Origin of the sequence: Sphingobacterium sp. UBA7249 (assembly GCF_002472835.1) — a bacterium.
Taxonomy (GTDB): Bacteria; Bacteroidota; Bacteroidia; order Sphingobacteriales; family Sphingobacteriaceae; genus Sphingobacterium; species Sphingobacterium prati.
The window spans coordinates 394,416-415,338 of sequence record NZ_DKST01000028.1; the positions used below are offsets into that span (position 1 = coordinate 394,416).

Annotated in this window: 23 protein-coding genes; 7 read left to right on the forward strand and 16 right to left on the reverse strand. The window is 39.7% G+C overall.

Annotation, left to right across the window (positions count from 1 at the left end):
• Position 1: 1 nt before the first annotated feature.
• The 14 genes from B4A24_RS21145 to B4A24_RS21210 all read right to left on the reverse strand — a co-directional run bounded on the left by B4A24_RS21145 (position 2) and on the right by B4A24_RS21210 (position 12,450).
• Positions 2–694 (reverse strand): hypothetical protein, encoded by a 693-nt coding sequence (locus B4A24_RS21145; protein WP_293946954.1) that lies wholly within the window; start codon positions 692–694, stop codon positions 2–4.
• Positions 695–785: 91 nt separating this feature from the next.
• A complete protein-coding gene (locus tag B4A24_RS21150; RefSeq protein WP_293946955.1) occupies positions 786–1,898 on the reverse strand; it encodes a helix-turn-helix domain-containing protein in 1,113 nt (370 codons plus the stop codon).
• Between the two features lie 58 nt (positions 1,899–1,956).
• Positions 1,957–3,840, reverse strand: a complete 1,884-nt coding sequence (locus B4A24_RS21155; protein ID WP_293946956.1) for a serine hydrolase domain-containing protein — start codon at positions 3,838–3,840, stop codon at positions 1,957–1,959.
• 323 nt (positions 3,841–4,163) lie between these two features.
• A complete protein-coding gene (locus tag B4A24_RS21160; protein WP_293946957.1) occupies positions 4,164–4,640 on the reverse strand; it encodes a DoxX family protein in 477 nt (158 codons plus the stop codon).
• 105 nt (positions 4,641–4,745) lie between these two features.
• The gene (locus tag B4A24_RS21165; RefSeq protein WP_293946958.1) at positions 4,746–5,321 is read right to left on the reverse strand and encodes a Crp/Fnr family transcriptional regulator; all 576 of its coding nucleotides are present in this window, start codon (positions 5,319–5,321) and stop codon (positions 4,746–4,748) included.
• A gap of 146 nt (positions 5,322–5,467) precedes the next feature.
• Entirely contained in the window at positions 5,468–5,788 is a 321-nt protein-coding gene (locus B4A24_RS21170; RefSeq protein WP_293946959.1) for a MazG-like protein, read from the reverse strand.
• Between the two features lie 354 nt (positions 5,789–6,142).
• On the reverse strand, positions 6,143–6,613 hold the full coding sequence (locus B4A24_RS21175; protein ID WP_293946960.1) for a nuclear transport factor 2 family protein: 471 nt from the start codon (positions 6,611–6,613) through the stop codon (positions 6,143–6,145).
• Positions 6,614–6,633: 20 nt separating this feature from the next.
• Entirely contained in the window at positions 6,634–7,638 is a 1,005-nt protein-coding gene (locus B4A24_RS21180; RefSeq protein ID WP_293946961.1) for a saccharopine dehydrogenase family protein, read from the reverse strand.
• Positions 7,639–7,665: 27 nt separating this feature from the next.
• The gene (locus B4A24_RS21185) at positions 7,666–8,442 is read right to left on the reverse strand and encodes an SDR family oxidoreductase (RefSeq protein ID WP_293946962.1); all 777 of its coding nucleotides are present in this window, start codon (positions 8,440–8,442) and stop codon (positions 7,666–7,668) included.
• A gap of 86 nt (positions 8,443–8,528) precedes the next feature.
• On the reverse strand, positions 8,529–9,311 hold the full coding sequence (locus B4A24_RS21190) for an SDR family oxidoreductase (protein WP_293946963.1): 783 nt from the start codon (positions 9,309–9,311) through the stop codon (positions 8,529–8,531).
• 48 nt (positions 9,312–9,359) lie between these two features.
• Positions 9,360–9,974: a GyrI-like domain-containing protein gene (locus B4A24_RS21195; protein WP_293946964.1), complete on the reverse strand. Its 615-nt coding sequence runs from the start codon at positions 9,972–9,974 to the stop codon at positions 9,360–9,362.
• A 37-nt stretch (positions 9,975–10,011) separates the two neighbouring features.
• On the reverse strand, positions 10,012–10,590 hold the full coding sequence (locus B4A24_RS21200) for a TetR/AcrR family transcriptional regulator (protein WP_293946965.1): 579 nt from the start codon (positions 10,588–10,590) through the stop codon (positions 10,012–10,014).
• A 68-nt stretch (positions 10,591–10,658) separates the two neighbouring features.
• Entirely contained in the window at positions 10,659–11,570 is a 912-nt protein-coding gene (locus tag B4A24_RS21205; RefSeq protein ID WP_293946966.1) for a helix-turn-helix domain-containing protein, read from the reverse strand.
• Between the two features lie 73 nt (positions 11,571–11,643).
• Complete coding sequence (locus B4A24_RS21210; protein WP_293946967.1) at positions 11,644–12,450, reverse strand: SDR family oxidoreductase; 807 nt, start codon at positions 12,448–12,450, stop codon at positions 11,644–11,646.
• A gap of 83 nt (positions 12,451–12,533) precedes the next feature.
• On the opposite strand from B4A24_RS21210, the gene B4A24_RS21215 reads away from it, so the two are divergent.
• A complete protein-coding gene (locus B4A24_RS21215; protein WP_293946968.1) occupies positions 12,534–13,007 on the forward strand; it encodes a hypothetical protein in 474 nt (157 codons plus the stop codon).
• 81 nt (positions 13,008–13,088) lie between these two features.
• Positions 13,089–14,033, forward strand: coding sequence for an aldo/keto reductase (locus tag B4A24_RS21220; RefSeq protein WP_293946969.1), 945 nt, complete (start codon positions 13,089–13,091; stop codon positions 14,031–14,033).
• Between the two features lie 153 nt (positions 14,034–14,186).
• On the opposite strand, the gene B4A24_RS21225 is transcribed toward B4A24_RS21220, so the two are convergent.
• Together B4A24_RS21225 and B4A24_RS21230 are read right to left on the reverse strand one after the other, a co-directional pair.
• Positions 14,187–14,594: a DUF5367 domain-containing protein gene (locus tag B4A24_RS21225; RefSeq protein ID WP_293946970.1), complete on the reverse strand. Its 408-nt coding sequence runs from the start codon at positions 14,592–14,594 to the stop codon at positions 14,187–14,189.
• A gap of 142 nt (positions 14,595–14,736) precedes the next feature.
• Positions 14,737–14,889 (reverse strand): hypothetical protein, encoded by a 153-nt coding sequence (locus B4A24_RS21230; protein WP_293946971.1) that lies wholly within the window; start codon positions 14,887–14,889, stop codon positions 14,737–14,739.
• A 135-nt stretch (positions 14,890–15,024) separates the two neighbouring features.
• Here B4A24_RS21230 and B4A24_RS21235 point away from each other — a divergent pair, with 135 nt between their 5' ends.
• From B4A24_RS21235 to B4A24_RS21255, 5 genes are all read left to right on the forward strand, one after another.
• Entirely contained in the window at positions 15,025–16,152 is a 1,128-nt protein-coding gene (locus B4A24_RS21235; protein WP_293946972.1) for a PepSY-associated TM helix domain-containing protein, read from the forward strand.
• Entirely contained in the window at positions 16,149–16,313 is a 165-nt protein-coding gene (locus tag B4A24_RS21240) for a hypothetical protein (RefSeq protein ID WP_293946973.1), read from the forward strand. The genes B4A24_RS21235 and B4A24_RS21240 overlap by 4 nt, the downstream gene beginning before the upstream one ends.
• 13 nt (positions 16,314–16,326) lie before the next feature.
• Positions 16,327–18,528 (forward strand): TonB-dependent siderophore receptor, encoded by a 2,202-nt coding sequence (locus B4A24_RS21245; protein ID WP_293946974.1) that lies wholly within the window; start codon positions 16,327–16,329, stop codon positions 18,526–18,528.
• A gap of 587 nt (positions 18,529–19,115) precedes the next feature.
• Positions 19,116–19,667, forward strand: coding sequence for an RNA polymerase sigma factor (locus tag B4A24_RS21250; protein ID WP_293946975.1), 552 nt, complete (start codon positions 19,116–19,118; stop codon positions 19,665–19,667).
• Positions 19,668–19,733: 66 nt separating this feature from the next.
• On the forward strand, positions 19,734–20,864 hold the full coding sequence (locus B4A24_RS21255; protein ID WP_293946976.1) for a FecR family protein: 1,131 nt from the start codon (positions 19,734–19,736) through the stop codon (positions 20,862–20,864).
• Positions 20,865–20,923 lie beyond the last annotated feature (59 nt).

Consider the following 20,923-nt stretch of genomic DNA (forward strand, 5'->3'; position numbering starts at 1 on the left):
ATTAATCAGCTCTCAGCCAAAGATCTTTTTCAAAGCATGTCATCTGCTCCACCTTTCCATTAGAAACAGAAAATGTCAAAGGAAAGGTACCATCTTCGTTGAGGAAGAAAAGTTCCGAGCGGGGGGTAAATGAAATTGTTTTGTTGTCCCACAATTGTTTAAGGGTTAGGCCTTGTGCCGAAGGTTCTATGGTAATTTTTAAATTGTTGTCGTTGGCCATTAGGTAAGTTCCGGCAAGCTGTTTCAGTTGGGATGTGGTTAGACTTGCAATTTTATTGGGGTCAAATGGTACACGCTCACATACAATTCTGCCCAGGATCTTGGCCTGGCTAAAATCTCCAGCGCTATTTTTTAAGAACTCTATCGCATAGCCTTCGTTTTTGGATTCAAAATGCGTATCATCTTTGCGGACGAGCTGATATCTTTTTTTCTGGTCCCATAGCTGTGTCGCATGCAGCGTATTATCTTGCTCGTCGAAAGCAATGAAAGCTACTTTATTGGGGAGCTGGTAGTAACCCTGAAATGATTTCAGCGGAGTCTGATTTTGCTGGTGGGAGGCACTTGCGGAGCTGGTCTGTGCAAATGTATCATAGGAAGCTAAAAAGCAACATGCTCCTACTAGTAGACCAAAGGTCGCTTTAGAAATTTGGCGTATCGCTTTCGAGCGAATGCCTGGTTTAATTTGTTGTATCATAATTTTTTTTGTTGATATGATACAAGAATAGGTCTTTTTGATAGGCTAGACGTCCGAATGGATGCAATCGAACAAACTCCACTTTCCCTCGTTACGTTGATTGTTTACCATGGACTTTCATATATTCTGTCGGCGTAATGCCGGTTGCTTTTTTGAAACTGCTATAAAAAGTTGTTCTTGAGTTGAAGCCTGCACTTATCGCGATCCCAAACATATCGAGGCGCTTTGACGCTGCCGATAATAGCAGTGTTTTGGCTTCTTCCGTACGGAGCTCATTGATAAATTGGTAGAAATTTTTTCTCAGTCCATTGTTTATAATATACGAAAGATCATGCGGATTGATGCCGATATGATCTGCGAGGGATGAGAGGGTTAATCCCGGATCGAGATATAGCTTTTCAGCTATTGTTTTCTGCACGAGTTTTTCTTTTAATGTGTCTACCTGTTGTTCTGTCAACCGCTCTTCGGTTTTAATTTTCATTGTTTTATCCCTTTCATCAATCAGATTATCGGTAGATTCAACAGTATATATTGACCGTTGTGTTAAAGTTGCGTACCCAAGTGCCACTGTGCCCATAAAATAGAGTATTGGTGCAAAGGAGTTAAAGGCGAAATGAGCCAACGCCAATAAACGGACAACGATCATAAATAATAACGCGATCAATAGATATTTCAACCAGATCATGTTGATCTTCTCCGTGTAAGAAGATAACTGTCGAATGTTATTTTGATGTATTTTGAAGAGTCTGTAACAGGCAAGCCAGTAAAAGATACATTGTGCAAAGAAGAAATATTTAACGGCAAATATGATCCACTGTGGTAATTGAGGCGGATGGATGTGACTATTAAAAAACCCGGGTATTAAGTAAATAACAGAAAGAAGCAGAAAAGCCAAGAAAGGAACAAAATGTAATCCCCAGTACCGAATCGGTGTCGTCGGTTTGACCATGTAATGAACCGCAAGATAAAAGCAGGGGAGAGTTGCCCAGCGGGGTAGTTCAAGGACATGGATCAACGCTTCGTTGTCGATATGAAAACCTTCGAGAAAGAGCTGAGTAAATAAGCATGCCAACAGAAAATAGTATGTGCCCAGCCATCGGTCGGACTGGAGACCTGTTTTGTTGACCCCCATAAAGATTAAAGTCCCGAGCAACCAAAGTGCACCCGCTGAAAAAGCGTGAAAAGTATCGAGTATGTTGACCATGGTTTGTATTTAACCTATCCTTGTACTGTGAATTTAAATATAATTAATCAAAAAGGAGCTACATCATCCAGATCGGCACACCAATCCAGCCATTTACAGACAGTAGTGCAACCAGGTAGCATAAAAAGAAATTACAGAGCGCTAAGAGCAGACGCAACCATCTCGGGGTTAGTTGAAACCAACGCTTGTAGAGAAGCAAACTACTGACGATAACGAATATTGCAAATAAGAGCATGCCCAGGAAAATGGATAAACTTGTTGCATTACAAGAAGTAAACAACTCCTTGTGACTGGCGTCTGTCAATCCCATGAGACGATAGGCCGCAATAAAACAACAGGTTCCTACTGTTGGCAATAAAGGAATTCCGAGGTCCATCAGGTTCATTTTTCGAAAAAGTGTAAGCACTATTCCCACCAGACTAAAGATCATATAAATCGAAATGGCACAAAAACCTAGATAGATAGGAATCTTTTGTATTAACAGGGAAGCCCGGGGCACTTTTCGATAGAAACTATTGCCATAACCTTGAAAGAAAGGTTGGCCATTGGAATCTTTGGCTAATACAAAAGAAGGGAGAATATCATCTTTTGCGCGAAATATGCCATTGCCCAGATGGACAAGAGAATCTATCTGTCCATTCTCTTTTTTGACGAGGAGTCGATCCTTGTTGATCTCCCTTAATTCAATACCGCCAAAGATCCGCCTATAGAATTCCCAACGGTCATTTTTGGGATTCATAAATTGGTAGTAACCTAATAGCGGTTTTATTTTTTGTTCATCTATCGGTAGACTGACTGGTTTTCGAGCGGCAATGTCCTTTGTTAGAAATTCTTCAATAGCCTGTGAGATTGGCCACATATTCACTACACTGTTCGCTGCTATGGCATAGGCTAGACCAGCTTCACGGTTAAAAAATAGCCAGGATACAAAACCTTCCCCTTTGCCGTTGTGGCCTCGCAGGCTAACCTTTTTATTATTCGGGAATAGATCATTTCCCAGGGCATAGCCAGTCTGTAATCCCGCCTGGCTGGCTAAAGTACTATGGATAGTCTCCATGTCCTTTAAATAGGCATTATTTAGTAGTGTGCTATCGGCACTGCCATTGAGCAGATAAAGCATAAATTTGGCCATATCATGGGCATTTGATACCAGTGCACTTCCAGCTCCATTGCTACCTGGCTGATAGAATGGCATTGGCCTGAATTCACCATCTTGAAAATCATAACCTATGGCGAAGTTAGGCCTACGTGCTCCATTCCGATCAAATAAGCTATTGCGCATATTCAGTGGCAAAAAAATCTGCTTGTATAGATATTTATCCCAAGGCATGTCCGTCACTTTTTCAATGATATAGCCCAGTACATTGTAACCCGGGTTGGAGTAGGACATCATCGTTCCGGGCTTCCAGCGAACGGTCAGTGAATTGCTGACAGCCTTGATCGCGTCAATACCAAGTAGAGGTTTTTCGCTTATGTTTACCATACTATTGAGCTGCACATCATCAAAGCCTGCCGTATGTTCTAGGAGGTGAACTACCCTAACTGGATCTGTATCTTCCCAACGATTGCTGAATGGAATTTCAGGTGCTATATCGCGAATACGGTCGCTGAGTTTAAGTTTTCCTTTAGCAATCAATTGTTGTATGCCCATAGCCACGAAAAATTTGGTGACGGAGGCAAAGTGAAATTGGGTGAGCTGATCTACGGGACGATGTTTCTGAAGGTCAGCATAGCCCAATCCGCCCGAATAAAGAATGCTGTCATTTTTAACAATCGCGACCATCAGACCCGGGATATTTTCCTTTTGTATAACGGTTTCGAGCTGTTTATGCAGCTGAGCTATGGTGGTATTGGAATTTGTTTTGGAGTTTACCTGTGCTGCTGCGGTAAAATAACTTACCGCAATGAGTATTGCGATATAGAAAGTTTTTAAGTTGATCATAAGCTTTTTCTTTTTGGCAAATTAGCAATGATCTTTCCTGAACCTGTCCGTCTCCATCCAGACGGATTGATGAGTTAGCGCAAATAATCACCAAAGACATAAATAGCCGTATTATGTCCGGATGTTTAGCGGAAATTATTTCTTTTAGTTGGAAAATGGAGGCGAGATAGCGGTATGGGACTGTTACCTGTTTGACACACATTAAGGGAAACTACTTGAAAATAGATGGATGACCATAATTATGTTAGACTGCGTGACAGTCGGGGTAATATGTCGCCAACGGAATATGTTGCCTTTCCTAAAGGGATAAGTGGGCGAGTTCGTTAAATGTTGTCATAAGAATTGTTTTTGAACGATTTTATGCATGAATAGTAAACCCAAGCTATGAAAAAAAACTGCAATGGTATCCGATACCATAAATAATGTATACCCTCTCCGTTGTAGGTTGCATTTTCCATATTAACTTTATTCAGAGCAGCATAAATATTAGACGGGAGAATTAGTACAAAAAATAATAACAACAAGCATCCTGTAACTTTTTGGAATTTGGGGATTAGTATACTTGCTGCGGCTAATATTTCGAGAATGCCTGTACTGTAGATAACTGTCACTTTATAAGGAACAAAATCGGGTAACATCATTGTCATTCCTTTGGTGTAAACAAAATGTGCAATTCCTGTAATTATCAGCATTGCACTCATTGCAATTCGTGCCGATAATACATAATGCAATTCTTTTCGGGTTATCTTTATTATTAGCAATGAGATAAAAAATACAATTGGTAAAACAGCTTCTGGCATTTTCTTTTTTTTATACAAATAAACACAAGCTATAATAAGAAAGCAATGAACTTGGGTTAAGAAATTACCCAACTAATTTTTTAATTTTTATGAATTGGGGCGAGATTATTTCGTAATTCGTTTTCGTATTCTACTCAAAGCCTGTGGGGTGATACCGATGTAGGAAGCTATGTATTTCAAAGGAATTTGTTTTATCAGCTTTGGTTGTTCGGTAAATAAATTAAGGTAACGCTGTTCGGCTGTATCGTTCAATAAGGAAAGTTCACGTTTTGCTTTTTCGATAAATAAACTTTCGCTTGCTTGTCGTCCTATGATATTTCCGATTTCGGTTTCGTTATAAACAGCTTGCAGGTCTTTATAGGTCAGTCGCCAAAGCGTGGTGTTTGTAAGCGCCTCAATTTGATAAGTAGCTGGGGTTTGGGTCAAAAAAGAGCTGTAACCACTCATGAAATCATTGTCAAAAACAAAGTCAAAAGTTAGTTCATTTTCATCTTTAGGAATATAGAAACGTATTATACCCGTTTCAATAAATGAAAGATAATTTTCCGTTTGTCCGATTTTTAGAAGAAGCTGTTTCTTTGGAAACTCCTGTCTTATGAGTTTTGAAGAAAAAAATACCCAATCTTTGTCAGTAAGTTGAATGGTTTGTTCAAAGTATTTCCTTATTTGTTCCATTTTCATTCTTGCACGATGCGCTTTAGCCTGACCAAATCAGCCTGCCTAACGCAAACTGAGCTGCTGTTATACAATTCCAATATACTTAAAAAATATTTAACAGCGGAACTTTCAGCTTTAGGACATTCCCAAATTCGGGGAGAGGTCAATACTCATTTTAAAACAACCTCCGTTTTGTTTAAAAATTGATTGACGGCCTCCCTTATATCAATTCCAGACCTTTCTGCCAATACAATCAGCCACCAAATGTTTTCACCAAGTTTATGTTCCAGTTCCTCTTCAGAACCGGCTTTGGGCCAACGTTGTTGTTGCGACATAATGTTTCGGCCTACTAAACCAGCATCTGTTAAATAAGCCAGAGTGTCCTCTTCTACAGTCCATTCACTTCCATGATGCAGTAACTCCAGTTCGTGGTATTTTTTTCTAATTTCCATACTGCGACGAATGATTTCGTCAAAATTATCTATACTCATATCCTTATTATTATTATTATTATTGAATTAAATCTGCTCTTAAAAAAAACTATTTTGTCCTTCTTGAATTCAAAATCAGAGATACCTCCAATTTTACCTTCAGAAAAATCTCCTGTGAATTGCACTGCCGGTTGAGCATTTACTTCATCAATTATCTTCAGCTTTACCAGTTCGGTATGGGTATTGTATCCGATAAAGTAGCTATCAAAATATTGCTGAATCCCTAGTTGCAATAACTCATTGTTATTAATTTATGTTAATACAAAGATGAACTAAACTGTGAAGTTAAAGTTCGCCAAAATGGAAGGTTTAGTTGCCATTTTGACAAACATTTTTTAGCTATGTTTCAAAAGCCTATTTCCCTCTGTTTTCAATTTTTTGAGGATCGATAGTATTTGGCGTTGCATGGTGTGAAAGATCTCCGGCCAATGTGATGATAAGTTCTCTGACCGAAAATTCCCATCGTCCATCCACACGTTTAAAAGTATCGTGGTAGCGACCCACGGCAATTGGCTGTAAAGAAAGTCCTCTCTCGGCATCAGCTTGTAAAATAGTAAGATATGATACTGCCGTAGCCTCATTTGCATCCTCCTGAATATCCAAAACCGTGTTGGTAGTTAAATGCGCCGTTCGAAGAGTTCCGTCAGCATAAACCTGCAAATTTTTGCTTAATTGGCTAGTCACCCCATTTTTACCTTCCATTACATTACCTGGGGATACAATTTTCCCGTTGGCAAATAAATCTCCAACCTTATCGAATTCGGCCTCATCTACATAATGTGTGTATCGGGCAATTAAATTATGGATTTGCTGTTCGTTGCTCATTTTTAAATTTGATTTTTTTGTTAGGCATTATTGTCGATTAAATATGTATCCGGGATATCGTTAATGATATCCTCACCATATGCCGATCCTGGCGATTGATAGCCCACTTTAAAATCACCATTTAAGATGCGATGTGCTACTGCTACTACCGAAAGCGGTGTAAGATCATACCCCGAAGGGGCATTTACATAAGCTTTTATTATTTTCCCTTCTTTCCCGGTAAGCTCAGCTGAAATACCATTTCGTCCCGCTGCCCGTTCTTCCTTGGTCGGTCCATCGGGCAAGTTTTCGGCTGTTAAATCTAGAAGTTCGTTGGCAGGCAGTTTTAAGGAAAAAAACTCTTCAATATTGGGTATTCCCGTTGATTTATAGCTCTGGATAATTCCCCCCAGAGGCGTCGGCATGCATTGCACTTCCTCTTCACCAAACAAAAACAGTTTCGACTGTGGGTTAGGATTATTAATAATCTCACCATTTCTACGGATTAATATGCCCAGTTCAGCAATGTTCTTACTGCTTAAAACGGACCCTCTGGAGAAACCTCCATAATGACGGAAGCCTATTTTCAGATATTCAGGTTCGGCGACCAATTTTGATAGATGTACAACCAGAGCATCGTAGCTTACAAAAAGCCCGGCACCTGATATGAGCTGAATTCCCGCCGCTATGGCTTCTCCATCCAGCGTCTCTGCCAATCGGTAAGTATCCAGTTCAGCACTGATGTCCAAATAATGCACACCCGCTTTTAGGCAGGCTTTCATCGCTTGTTCGGCAGTGAATTTAAAGGGGCCAGCTGCATTTATTAGAGCCTGTTTACCGTCTAATGCTTTTTTCCATGCGTAATCGGTATCTACATCAAAAATGTAATAATCTACGCCCAATTCCTCCGCCAATTTTCGGGTTTTATCGGGATCCCGTCCTGCAATCTCAAAATCAATATTTAACTCCTTTGCCCTGGCTGCAATGATTTTTCCCGTATATCCGGTTGCACCATAAATCAGGAGCTTATTTTTCTTATTGTCCATGTGCTAATATTATTTAGGAATTAAGAATTATAATGATGGATTTGACCCTCCGTCAATAATATAATTTACCCCTGTGATATAGGATGCTTTTGGAGATACCAAAAAGCCAACCAGTTCTGCTATTTCCTCTGGCAGGGCCATCCTTCCTAATGGTATTCCGCCGAGGCTATCCATCAAATTTTGTGTTACCTGTTCTATGCTCAATCCCGATGTTTCAGCGAGTGATTGAAGGTAGGCATCCATGGTATCTGTCTTTACCATTCCTGGAGAAACAGTCGCCACCCTGATCCCTTTTAGGCTAAATTCCTTAGATAAACTTTTACTGTAATTATTCAGGGCAGCTTTGGCTACGGCATAACCGCCCAATGATTGATATACAGGAACCGTGCCTGTAACTGAAGAAATATGAATGACAACACCGCTTTTCTTTTCCACCATCTGCGGCAGAATCGCTCTGTCTATACGTACGGCAGATTGAAGGTTTAATTGCATGTCATTTTCCCAATGTTCATCGGTAAGGGCGCCAAACCCACCCGATGGGCTTGTAGAGCCGCCCATATTATTGACCAGAATATCTATTGACCCAAATTTTTCATTGATTTCATTAACCACTTTATCGGTTTCACTGGCAATAGTAAGATCTGCGGCAATGAAATAATGTTGTGTTTGCGTTTCGGTAGGGCGGCTTCTCGCTGTTACAACTACTATTGCTCCAGCTTCGAACAACCTTTCGGCGATTGCCCTGCCTATGCCTTTTGTACCTCCGGTTACCAAGGCTACTTTCCCTATGAGTTCCTTATCCATTTTATCTTTTTTTAATTGAATGATCTGTCGAAACCAATGTTCCCGATCTTATTATTTTTTTGTACTATACTTAAACTAACTGGTAATTAAACAGCCGGAAATGTACCGCCATCAACAAGCATATTGGCTCCCGTGATGTAACTCGCACTATCCGATACCAAAAAAGCCACCATATTGGCAATTTCTTCAGGCTCGGCCAAACGGTTCATAGGCACACCACCCAGGCTATCCATAAGCTGTTGTGAAGTTTCAGCTACGGTTTTGTTAATGGTATGTGCATAGCTTTCCAAAAAAGTTTCCATAGCTGTTGTTTTGACCATACCCGGGGAGACTGTATTTACCCGAACACCGTTTTTGGCAACTTCATTGGCAAGGGTCTTACTGTAAGCGTTCAAAGCCGATTTCATTACACCATAAGAGAAATTGGATTGGTACAAGGGTATCTTGCCATTCAGTGAGGAAATATGAATCACCACTCCCGAGTTCTTTTCCATCATTTTTGGAACGATAGCCTTATCAAGTCTGATCGAAGCCAAAAGATTAAGTTCGATATCCCTGTTCCAGTCATTGTCACTAAGCATCTGGAAACCTCCTGCCGGAGAGGAAGTACCACCCACATTATTAATCAGGATATCTAACGTTCCGTATTTTTCGATGATTTTTCCTGTCAGCTCAGTTATAGCGCTACTGTCGGTCAGGTCTGCCGCAATAAAATGATGTCTGTTTTCTTCTTCGGATGGTTTTCGTGCCGTTACCACAACTGTTGCCCCATTGAATGCCAACTTATCTGCAATGGCTTTTCCTATTCCTTTTGTTCCACCGGTTACCAAGGCTATTTTACCCGATAGTTCTTTTGATGATTTTTTCATTATTGATTGTAATTATTGAAACATTTGTTTCAGATTTATTTAAAAAAATTAGTGCTGTTCTATTACCGGATCACGCAAGATGGTTTGCAGGTGTTCCTGACTTTGTCCCAATTCAAAATGGGTCAAGTGGATTTCGTGATGCATACCGGATTTTTTAAATCCATTCTCCGTAGCGAATTTTTGGAGAATAGGCAGTGTTTGCAATTCTCCTGCAAAAGGTCCCTTGTGCAAAAGCTGTACACAAGTCCCTGCCTTGTAAGTAAAGTACTCAAAATCTTTTGCGAAAGGGAGATTGCTTTTTTGCCCACTCTCTTGAATGGCCTCAGCTTTTACAAAGTCTGGAATGCGGATCGCAATACGGTACTTCAACAGATCTAAATCTACCGTGGTATAGAAATTTCCGATATCTACATATCCCACTTCTTCCTCCTCAAACCAGTAGAATATTTCTACTACGTTGCTCGAAAATGCCAAATCTATTGCAGCATAATGCTCCTCCAGTACAGCAACAAATTCTTTAATAGCAGCTTTCTTTTTATAGAAAATAGTCGTTCCGGGACTTCCTTCTCCCAGAATAGACACATAGTTTGCTTTGCCTATTTGTACTACTTCTGGCTTTTCATTTGCTGAGAAATATTCTTTGTACTTATTTGGTATATTCATAATTTTAAAACATTTGTTTCAAATTTGGACAAAAAAATTATTGGTTCAATTGTTTGATCAGGAATGTCGCCATATTCTTGATGCGGTCTTTGTCTTTGTTGATGATAAAAAATTCGTGCCAGCCGCTAAAATGATTGATGATATAGTCCGTCAGCATTGCCGCATCACGGCTTACCTTTATTTCTCCTTTTTGGATCGCTTTCTCCACCAAACCATTCAAAAGATTATAGGTAAATTCATTATCGGCCTTGATGATTTTTTGAACTTGCTCATCGCTAGCAGCTACTTCAAAAGTAGTTTTAATGGCCAAACAACTGTTGGGTTCATTTGTAATGACATAAACTGACGATTGGATAAATTTTTCGATCGCCTTTATTGGGGATTTGATAGGCTCCAACTGCTTTACTGCCTCCTTCATCCTTGATTCAGTGTAGTGCTTTATGCTGCGGATAAACAGTTCGTGCTTATCTCCAATGGTATTGTAAAGGCTGCTGCTATTGATGCCCATAGCCTCGGTCAGATCCCGCATTGTGGTGCCATTATAGCCTTTTCTCCAAAAGACATCCATTGCCTTGGAAACTGCTAACTGTTCGTCAAATTCAACATTTCTTGCCATGATTCTTTGCAAAGATAAGAAAATATCTGAAACATTCATTTCAGAATTAATTATTTAAATTTTCTTAGCTAGTTCAGTAAATTATTTTTGTAAGCTGAAGGAGAAAGGGAAGTTTTACTTTTAAAGAGTTTATTGAAGGATTGCGGATGTTCAAATCCTAGATGATACGCGATTTCAGCGATGGTAAGTTCATCTTTTGCCAGATATTCCTTTGCCTTTTCTATTACTTTTTCGTGAATGTATTGTTGGGTATTCAAGCCGACGAGGTTGCGAAGTAGATCACTCAGGTAGCGTGGTGTAACATTAAGATTTTCTGCTACTGAATTTACGGTTGGCAGTCCCTTGATCAGTGATTTGTCCTCCGTAAAATAGCTTTCCAACAGTTGTTCCAATTTGGAAAGAATATCGTTGTTTACAGTCTTGCGGGTCAGAAACTGCCGATCATAAAAACGGTTGGCATAATTGAGCAAAAGTTCAATTTGTGAAATGATCACATCCTGACTGAACTTATCGATACGTTCGCTTAGTTCCTCCTGAATAAATCTGTAAACACTAAGAATGGTTGCTTTTTCCTTTTCCGAAAGATAAAGTGCCTCCGCAGCCGAGTAGGCAAAAAAGCCATATTGTTTGATCTGTGTATTTAATGAATAATGTCGAATAAAATCAGGATGGATGTGAAGTGTCATCCCGTTATAGTCGGCTTCTTCGTCCTGCATTTTTAATAACTGACCGGGAGCTATGAATGACATTCCGCCCGCTTCAAAATCATAATATCCCTGGCCATATTTTAGTTTTCCGGAAAAGCTCGTCTTAAAAGATATCTTGTAAAAGTCTAGTATAATACCTTGTTCAAAATCCTTTGGGTCAAACTCAGCATCTCCATAATTCATTATACTGATAAGCGGATGTGACGGAGCCGCTTGTCCCATTGCCCGATGCAATTGGTATAGCGAACTGAATATGACAGGCTGTTTTTTCATGGTACAAATTTAGATAATTCATAAAGAAGTCGTTTCTGCCAGATTGATGTTAAATCTGACAGAAACAACAAAGTTAAAATATAAATTGTGAACTTATTTTTTCGAATTGCCCTTCAGGTGACAATTTTAAGCGTTCGTTGTATAAATCAATAGCATCATTGCCCGCTATATACCTGAGCTGTTTTTTGTTATCAGTAGCTGCATCATAAATAATCGACGCCACGTCTTCTGCCTTGGTATAATTAGCGAGTTGCTCCTCGCTATAGCCCTCACTTACTTTTGCTACCAATTGAGAGTATGCATTATGCATCCCGCCCTGTAAAGACCTTCCCGCAAAATCAGTCTGCATTCCACCTGGAGCTACTACTTTAACTTTGACTCCAAATTGTGCCAATTCGTAGGCCAGCCCCTCTGAAAAGCCGTCTACAGCAAATTTTGTCGCATTATAAATTGAACAGGTTGGATACCCTAATAAGCCAAAAGTACTGGTTATATTGATGAACCTTCCATTTTTCCTTTCTCTAAAATAAGGAACAAATGCTCTGGTTATATTAATTACCCCTAGCAGATTGGTATGCACCTGTGACATTATTTGCTCATCGGTTAAAGCTTCCAACGGACCTATCAGACCATAACCGGCATTGTTTAAAACGACATCTACAGAATGGGATTGTAAAATAGATGAGACTGTATTTTGAATTGCCAAACCGTCCGTAACATCCAATTTTGCTAAGGTTACATTTGGAAGTTCTTTAAGTTCCTGTTCTTTTTCAGCGTTTCGCATCGTCGCAATAACGTTCCAACCCTTTGTGTGAAATAATTTAGCTGTTGCCTTTCCTAGACCTGAAGAGGCTCCCGTAATGAAAATTGTCTTTTTCATGTTTCTTTGTTTGATTTAACTATACAAAGGTGAGCATTGCGAAAAGCCTGAGATTAATCTAAAATGGAATATTGTAAGTCGAAATGACGGCGAATAATGATTTTTCTTCTTTGCAATATCGTTACTATACCGAAAACGAATTTGAGGCAGAAGAACGTACCGAATATTTCAATTTTAGTAAGCGTAGTGGTAATCCAGATACTTGTTATCAAAAAAAGACATATTACTATGTAAAAGGACATCCGGCAGTGTTGTTTCTACATAATGGCTGTGCTGTCGAGAAAACGCCATCGGAATTGTACCAATTCAAGGAAGGACTTTTATTGCAACTCAGCGATGCAGCATCTTCCCTTGATCCTAAAACCGAAAAGTATGTCTATGACCAAAACCGAAATCTGAAACTGATGGAAGATATTTGGAATGGGCGAAAAGTAAGCGAGCTGGAAATGAGTTACGATGAAAAAGGTTTTTTGATCTCCATACAACGAAAGTCGGATGCTGCAAAGGCTCATTATTTTGAAGATCGTACTTTAAAGACAACATATAGTTTTTACTGAAAAATGGCAATTGTTAAAACTGATTCTCGATCATTCCTCGGTAAATTCGTTATACTTTAAATGTTTAAGAATATCAATGTTATGGAAAAAAGAAAAATAAAAAATACAGACCTTTTGGTGTCACCAATTAATTTTGGAGGAAATGTTTTTGGTTGGACTTTGGATGAAAAACAATCTTTTGACATTTTAGATCAGTTTACAGCCGCGGGTTTTAATTTTATTGATACCGCTGATACTTATTCTTGGTGGGTAAATGGAGTAGGTGGTCAATCCGAAGAAATCATCGGAAAATGGATGAAGCAGCGCAATAATAGAAATGAGTTGGTAATAGCAACAAAAGTAGGCTCTGAAACAAAAGAGCACGGTTATGATATCAGTAAAAAACATATTTTAAAATCAGTTGACCAATCCCTTGCAAGACTTCAGACAGATCATATTGATCTCTATTATACACATTTTGATGATAATAAAACACCGGTGGAAGAAACTTTGGAAGCTTATGCTGAAATCGTTAAAGCTGGGAAAGTACGGTACATCGCCGCTTCAAATCTATCTGCGGAAAGATTGAAAGCGTCTTTTGAGGTTGCTGAAAAAAACAATTTCCCCAAATATGTGGCATTGCAACCACATTATAATTTACTAGAGAGAGAAACTTTTGAAACTCAATACGCTGATTTGGTCAAAGAATACGATTTGAGTGTTTTCACTTATTGGTCATTGGCGGCAGGTTTCCTTACTGGAAAATATCGTAATGAAGATGATCTAAATAAGAGTGCCAGAGGTGAGGGGGTGAGAAAATATTTGAATGATAAAGGATTAAAGGTATTAAATGCATTAGATCAGATCAGTGCGAAATATGAGGTGACTCAGACATCTGTTGCTTTGGCTTGGCTCTTAGCAAATCCGTTGGTGACGGCACCTATTGTAAGTGCAACCAGTGAATCCCAACTTAAAACTTTGTTTGCAGCACCAGAAGTGAGACTAAGTTCTGAGGATATTATATTATTAAATGATGTTAGTAAATAAGTAAATTCACGTTAAGTAGAAAGAAGTTTACGCTATTATGGGAACATGGAATATGGATAGTCATGGTATGGCGCAATTTCCGTTATATCATTGTAGCTTGGATAGTATGGTACTTAATAGAAACTTTTATTTTCCATAGCCGTGTCTGTGTTTTCAACCCCTATTATGACTTTTATTTTGTCGCAACCCAATAAAGATTGATGTCAGTAATACTACGCTGTATGCCCACATGAGCCAAGAACCAAATGTGGCAGCTTGGCTTGACGGCATGTTGGGGTAGATTTGTTCAAAAAATTGAATAACGAAGGTATCAAGAACCATTCCTGGTAATACTAATAGCACACCAGCGACTATATTTTCAAGACCTGAAAGTTTAAATCTTTTAAATGTTAGGACTGAAATCAAAATCAATGCAGGGATTACAACTATATATAAACTAGTAAGTATGGCTGCTGAATCTGTGATAAAAAAGAACTGTCCCGCAAAACGAAAAGCCAACGTTGCAAAAAGCCAAATTAAAAATCCTATAGCAAGCACTAGTAAAACAAGCGTTTTTTTCATTTTCAAAATTTTGAATAAAGGTAATAATCATTAAACCCCACTTTCGGAATTCAATTACAAGAAAACCCTATGTTTGATGATGAAATTACAGAAATTTTTGTAAATATTCTGGACTTTTACGTCCTGTCGTCTTATAAGTTGGTCACTGTGCTTTCCATGTCCAGAGTTGATCCGAAAGTAATTTGCTGAGCTTTCTTTTCAGCGTGATTTCATCGCAACTCAATCCTTCATAATTACATAAAAGAACCAGTTCCGCTGTCACTTTGACAATTAGAGGATCTATATAAAACGACATTGTTTTAAAAAATAAGCTGTTACAATTCAATCGGTTAGTGGGCTATTCTTTCTCTTCCTAGCGGTGGGATATAAAAAATATTGTTTTTTACTATTTAGATTAATTAAAAACAATACATTTGCAAAAAAACTACCGATGAAACTGAAGACCGCTAAACGTTGGTTCGATTGGCACAAATGGACGAGCCTGATCTGTACCATTTTCCTGTTATACCTCTGTGTGACAGGACTGCCGCTAATCTTTCATGAAGAGATCGAGCATTTTTTGGAAGAAAATAAAGAGGCGGTCGCTACAACGCAGAAATTGAGCTTAGATAGGCTTGCGCAGATTGCAGAATCCAAGTATCCCAACGAAAAGGTACGGTATGCCTTCTGGGATGAAAATGAAAAGAACAAAATTCTTTTTGATGTTGTGGATAGACCTGATGCACCCTATGAAAAAAGCAAATATCTGGTTTTGAACGAGTATACAGGAGAAATTTTGGGCGCGCCAAAAACGGATGGGCTTATGCATATCATTCTTAAACTCCATACAGATATGTTTTTGGGGATTCCCGGTAAATTGTTCTTGGGAGTAATGGGGATACTATTTATGATTTCCATTATCTCGGGAATCGTCTTATACGGTCCGATCATGAAAAAATATGATTTTGGCATGGTGCGGAAGAACAAGTCCAAAAGGCTTCAATGGCTGGATACGCATAATTTATTGGGTATCGCCTTGACGGCCTGGATGGTTGTGGTGGGATTTACAGGGGTAATTAATACGCTATCGGACGTTATCCTAGGCCTCTGGCAGCAAGGGCAGCTTGCCGAAATGACTGCCCCTTATAAGAATCAGCAACCCCTAACGGGCAATTTCAGTTCACTGGAGGAAGCTAAGAAAGCGGCGGAACGTACCATCACGGATATGAAGGTGTCGGTTATTGCTTATCCGGGTACGCCATTTACGAGTAAACATCACTATGCAGTCTTCATGCGAGGAAACACAGAACTGACATCCAAGCTGCTGAGGCCCGTGTTGATTGACGCCAAAAGCGGATCGGTGACGGATACGCGTGAAATGCCTTGGTACGTCAATACCCTTTTTCTTTCTGAACCGCTTCACTTCGGAAATTATGGTGGTCCAGTTCTAAAAATTGTATGGGCTGTTTTTGATGTTTTTACCATTATAGTTCTTATTACAGGGCTATACCTATGGTTAGCTAGACGTCGGGCGGAAAAACAACAGCAGTTACTCATTTCTAAAGAGCCCGTATCATGAAAAAATCTTTCCAAAAGCTTTGGGAGATGCCCATCCTGCTAGCTTTGTTGTCTCTTTTTGGACTTATTGCCGCGTTGTTAGGAGAGGGGGTATGGGATTGGTTAGGCTGGTTCGCGTTATCGGTCCCTTTATTCCTTGTTATCAAACATTATTACAAATAAATTTACTATAACCATGAAGAAGTTAATACTAAGTGCTTCTGTATTATCAAGTATTACCGCCTTTGCGCAACAAAAGGATTCTGTTAAAACACAGCGGATTGATCAGGTCATCATCGATGCATACATCAAAAAAGACGGTGTATCAACGAATAAAATGCCGCTCAGGGCAATTGAAAATCCTCAGGTCTATTCATCTATTGATCGGATAGCGCTGGAAAATCAACTTATATTTACCGTGGACGATGCCTACCGGAATGTCACTGGTTTACAAAAGATGTGGAATGCAACCGGACGTGCCGGTGACGGTGGGGCCTTTGTCAATCTGCGGGGCTTTATTTCGAACAATTCCCTTCGAAATGGGCTGGTAGCACCTGTGAGTGGTACGGTTGATGCTGTCAATATTGAAAAAATAGAGGTGCTAAAAGGACCTTCTGCGACTTTGTACGGAAGTAATGTGACTTCTTATGGCGGTGTGATCAATCGGGTTACCAAAAAACCATATGACAGCTTAGCTGCTAATGTACTGTTGTCGGCTGGGAGTTATAATTTTTACCGGGCACAGGCCGATGTCAATGCGCCTTTGACAAAGGACAAAAGTATATTGTTCCGTGTGAATACCGCTTATACTACAGAAGGAAATTTCCAGAATTCGAAAGTGCACAACAACTATTTTGCAATTACGCCCAGTCTGAGCTGGAAGGTGAACGATAAAGTGGATGTGAACGTCGAATATGAGCTGTTTGATAATAAAGCGCAAGCTGAACAGAATTTTTTTCTCATGGGACCACTTTCACAATTTGGTTATTCGGGCATAAAAGATCTGGAAAATGCGGGCCTCGATTATAAAAAATCTTATGTGGGATCGGGGCTTTATAATAAGGGGCGTACCAATAATCTTTTTGGACAGGTCAATTATAAGATCAATGAACATATCCGATCATCGACAGCTGTCAACAGTGCCCACAGTTACTCCAATGGCTTTAATCCCTATTTCTACATCACTACAAAATCTTATGGTGCCGACGCGAACGACAAGGAGGTCGGTCTGTATAGAGGAGATCAATCTACCGAAGATAGCAAACAGCGTTACCTGCAAGTGCAGCAAAACTTCAACTTCGATTTCCATATCGCCGGCATGCGCAACCGCACTGTTGTCGGCGGGGATTACCTGCGTACGCGTAATGATCAGTTCTTCTATTTTGGGGTAATTGATTTTGTCCCTTTTACAGGTGACATGGATTATACGAATTTTAATGCCGATTATGTAACGAAATACTATAATTCGATTCGCAATACGCCAGCTTGGGACGGCTCGATATGGCCATTGAAAAATAAATCGAATACCTATAGTGCTTATGTCTCCAATGTTATTACCCCGATCACCGGGCTCAATATCATGACGGCAATGCGGTATGAACGTATTCAGTTTAAAGGAGGGGTAAAGGGAGCCAATGAGACACCAGCGTATACACAGAGCGCTTGGTCGCCGAAATTGGGGCTGGTGTATGAACTTATTAAAGATAAGCTCTCCGTATTTGGTAACTACCAGAACAGTTTCATGAGTAACGGGTATTTTGTTTCCGACACGGCTTCTAATCTTTCACTTTCTGATCCCGAGAAAGCAAATCAATGGGAGGGCGGATTTAAGGCAGATTTGTGGCATGGAAAAGTCAATGCCACCGTCAATTACTATAATATTGATGTAAAAAATACTCTCCAGACCATCGGCTATACAACACAGGGAAGAGCAGTGGAACAGCAAATGGGGAAACGGAACAGCCGTGGGGTTGAACTGGAGGTCAATGCCTATCTCGTCAAGGGGTTTTCATTGATCGCGGGACTGAGTTACAATGACTCCAAATTTACAGAAACAACCGATGCCACTGTCTTAGGCAAAAGGCCAAATACGGCGTCTTCACCCTGGTTGGCAAACTTCAACGCGACCTATCAGTTCGTCGATGGTAACCTAAAAGGACTAGGCGTGGGCTTGGGCGGCAACTACGCCAGTGCCAATAAGATTATTAATACAACGGTTGGAACTTTTGAATTGCCCCAATATTTTGTCTTAAATGCCAATGCATTTTACGATAAACGGAAATTTAGAATTGGGCTGAAAGCGGACAACTTGACCAATGAGCACTATTGGATCGGCTATACCACGGCCAATGCGCAGCGTTTGCTGAATGTGGTCGGAAGCTTTAGCTATAAATTTTAATCTATTCCTGTCGCATAAAAAAGGCCTCAGTTTATAACAACTGAGGCCTTTTTTATATTTTCCTATTCAATGCTGTGCTAAATTTCGCTTTCTAGCAAAATAGGTCAACACGTATCCGTTTATTTCTTTGTAGCCTCCAACATAAAAAGCCCTTCGGTGGTTATAGCAGGGCCTAGAAGCGCTTCTTCCGTCCCAATAGGCTGCTCTTCTTTCAATCATCGTAATGCGTTTAATGCCAACAAATTTATTCATATTATCCTGAACAAATGGTTGAATTTATGTCAAGACGAATATATTTTTTAATAAATTACAGGCAATGCTGTCCGAACTAGTCCAGATATTCCCATTTTTATCTTCGTAGATATAGCCAACAAACTGACCTGTGCAATATTCAAATATATATCCTATACTTGAGGGGATGTGCTGCGATAACAGTCAAGCGTGTTCGATACCGAGCTAAAACTATTTAACAGCTTTATAAGTTCTGTTGAATGTATAACTTTTATAGGAAGTTCCCCTCAGAATTTATATATTGCATTCATCAATTTTAAGCCACTATAATTTCAGAACATTATAAGTCGTTAGCTATGCGAAATATGAGTCTAGAGGATCTTTTTCTTTTGGTGAAAGAATCAAATGAAGGCGCATTTGACGAACTTTATCATCGAACCTGGAAGAAATTGTATGGAATCGCTGTTCGAAGGCTACAAGATGAAAATGTCGCAAAAGAAATTGTTCAAGATATATACATTGACTTATGGGAGAAACGTGATCGCAAAACGATCCAAGATATAGACCATTATCTTTGTCAAGCTGTACGTTTTAAAGTAATTGACAAGTTCAGAAAAGAGAAAAAGTATTTTGACGAACTGGAAACACTGGTCGAAAAGTTGAGTGACGGATCAACTGCCGATGAGCGATATATACAAGTTGAACTCCAAACCATACTCAACGGATGGATCGCACGGATGCCACACAAACGTAGAGCGATATTCCAATTGCGGTACAACGAAGATAAGACGGTCAAGGAGATCGCTAAATTGCTTGGAATATCTACCAAAACCGTTCAAAATCAATTGCTCAATACAACAAACACATTAAAAGATCTGATACACAAAATTCTTTTCATGTTTTTTTAATTTTTTTTGGGAATTACCAGGGGTGACAACGACATATAGGAAAGGGACCATTATAAACCATCTTATATGTCTGAAAAGAAACGTCATGTTCGTGCAGTTTTAAAAGATCTTCTCGACCGATATATTTCGGGGAGTGCGAATCACAAGGAGCAAAAGCTTGTCGAACATCTGTATGATGCCATGGACAGAGGTAAATCTGAGACTGACGATCTAGCGCGTATCGGTGAAGAAATCAAAGCAGGGGTGCAGCAGCGCATTGGAAAACCCCGGGTATCTGCTTTCCGTCTACATACAGCCTGGTACGCAGCCGCAAGTCTATTTGTGGTGCTGGGCATATATATATCTTATCGGATTATCGACCATTACAATACCACTGACAGGTCGAAACAGGCAAATCTCCAAAACCCATCCTTATTCGTCGGTAGTCAAGAACATTTTGATCTATTGGATACATTGCCTCCAGGTAGTCATTACACGACCATAAACGAGGAAAAAGTACTGGCACTTGGCACACTCATGCAAACGGCCGGTAACAGTAAACTACGGATTGAGAATCCTTCGCGACGGGTCTTTTCAGTTTTGTTGGACGACAGTACACAGGTGTGGCTCAATTATATGGCATCACTAGAGCTTGATCCCAACTTCAATAAGGGCAACCGCTCTGTACATGTTAGGGGAGAGGTTTTCTTTGATGTGCATAAGCAGTATGCTATGGGACGGAAAGTTCCCTTTTTGGTTCACTCTTCCTTACAGACCATTGAAGTTCTCGGTACCAAATTCAACGTTAATACCGCCAACGGCTTGGAGGAAAATGTACTGTTGAGCGAAGGCAGTATCCGACTTACACACAATCACTACGGTACCCAAGTGCTGATTAAGCCCGGTCAACAGGCTTTCGTACAGGAAGATAAACCGAATATTTTACTGATTCAGTCCAAGAATATCGAAAAAGCCAATGCTTGGCGAAAAGGCTTATTTTACTTCGATAATGAAAACTTTGCGGATGTCGTACTTGAATTTGAACAGTGGTATGGAGCTGATATTGATATCGAACCAGCGATCGCAAATCTTCCGATCACGGGTATGATCAGCAGATATGAAGATATTCGGGAAGTCCTAAATATCATTAAAATGACCAATAATATAAACTATTCAGAAAAGAAAGGAAAGATATATGTAACACAAGCAAATCCGTAAAAAAAATTAGGAATGCTGCTACATTCCTAATCGTGCCGTAAAGGCTTTGGATAATGATC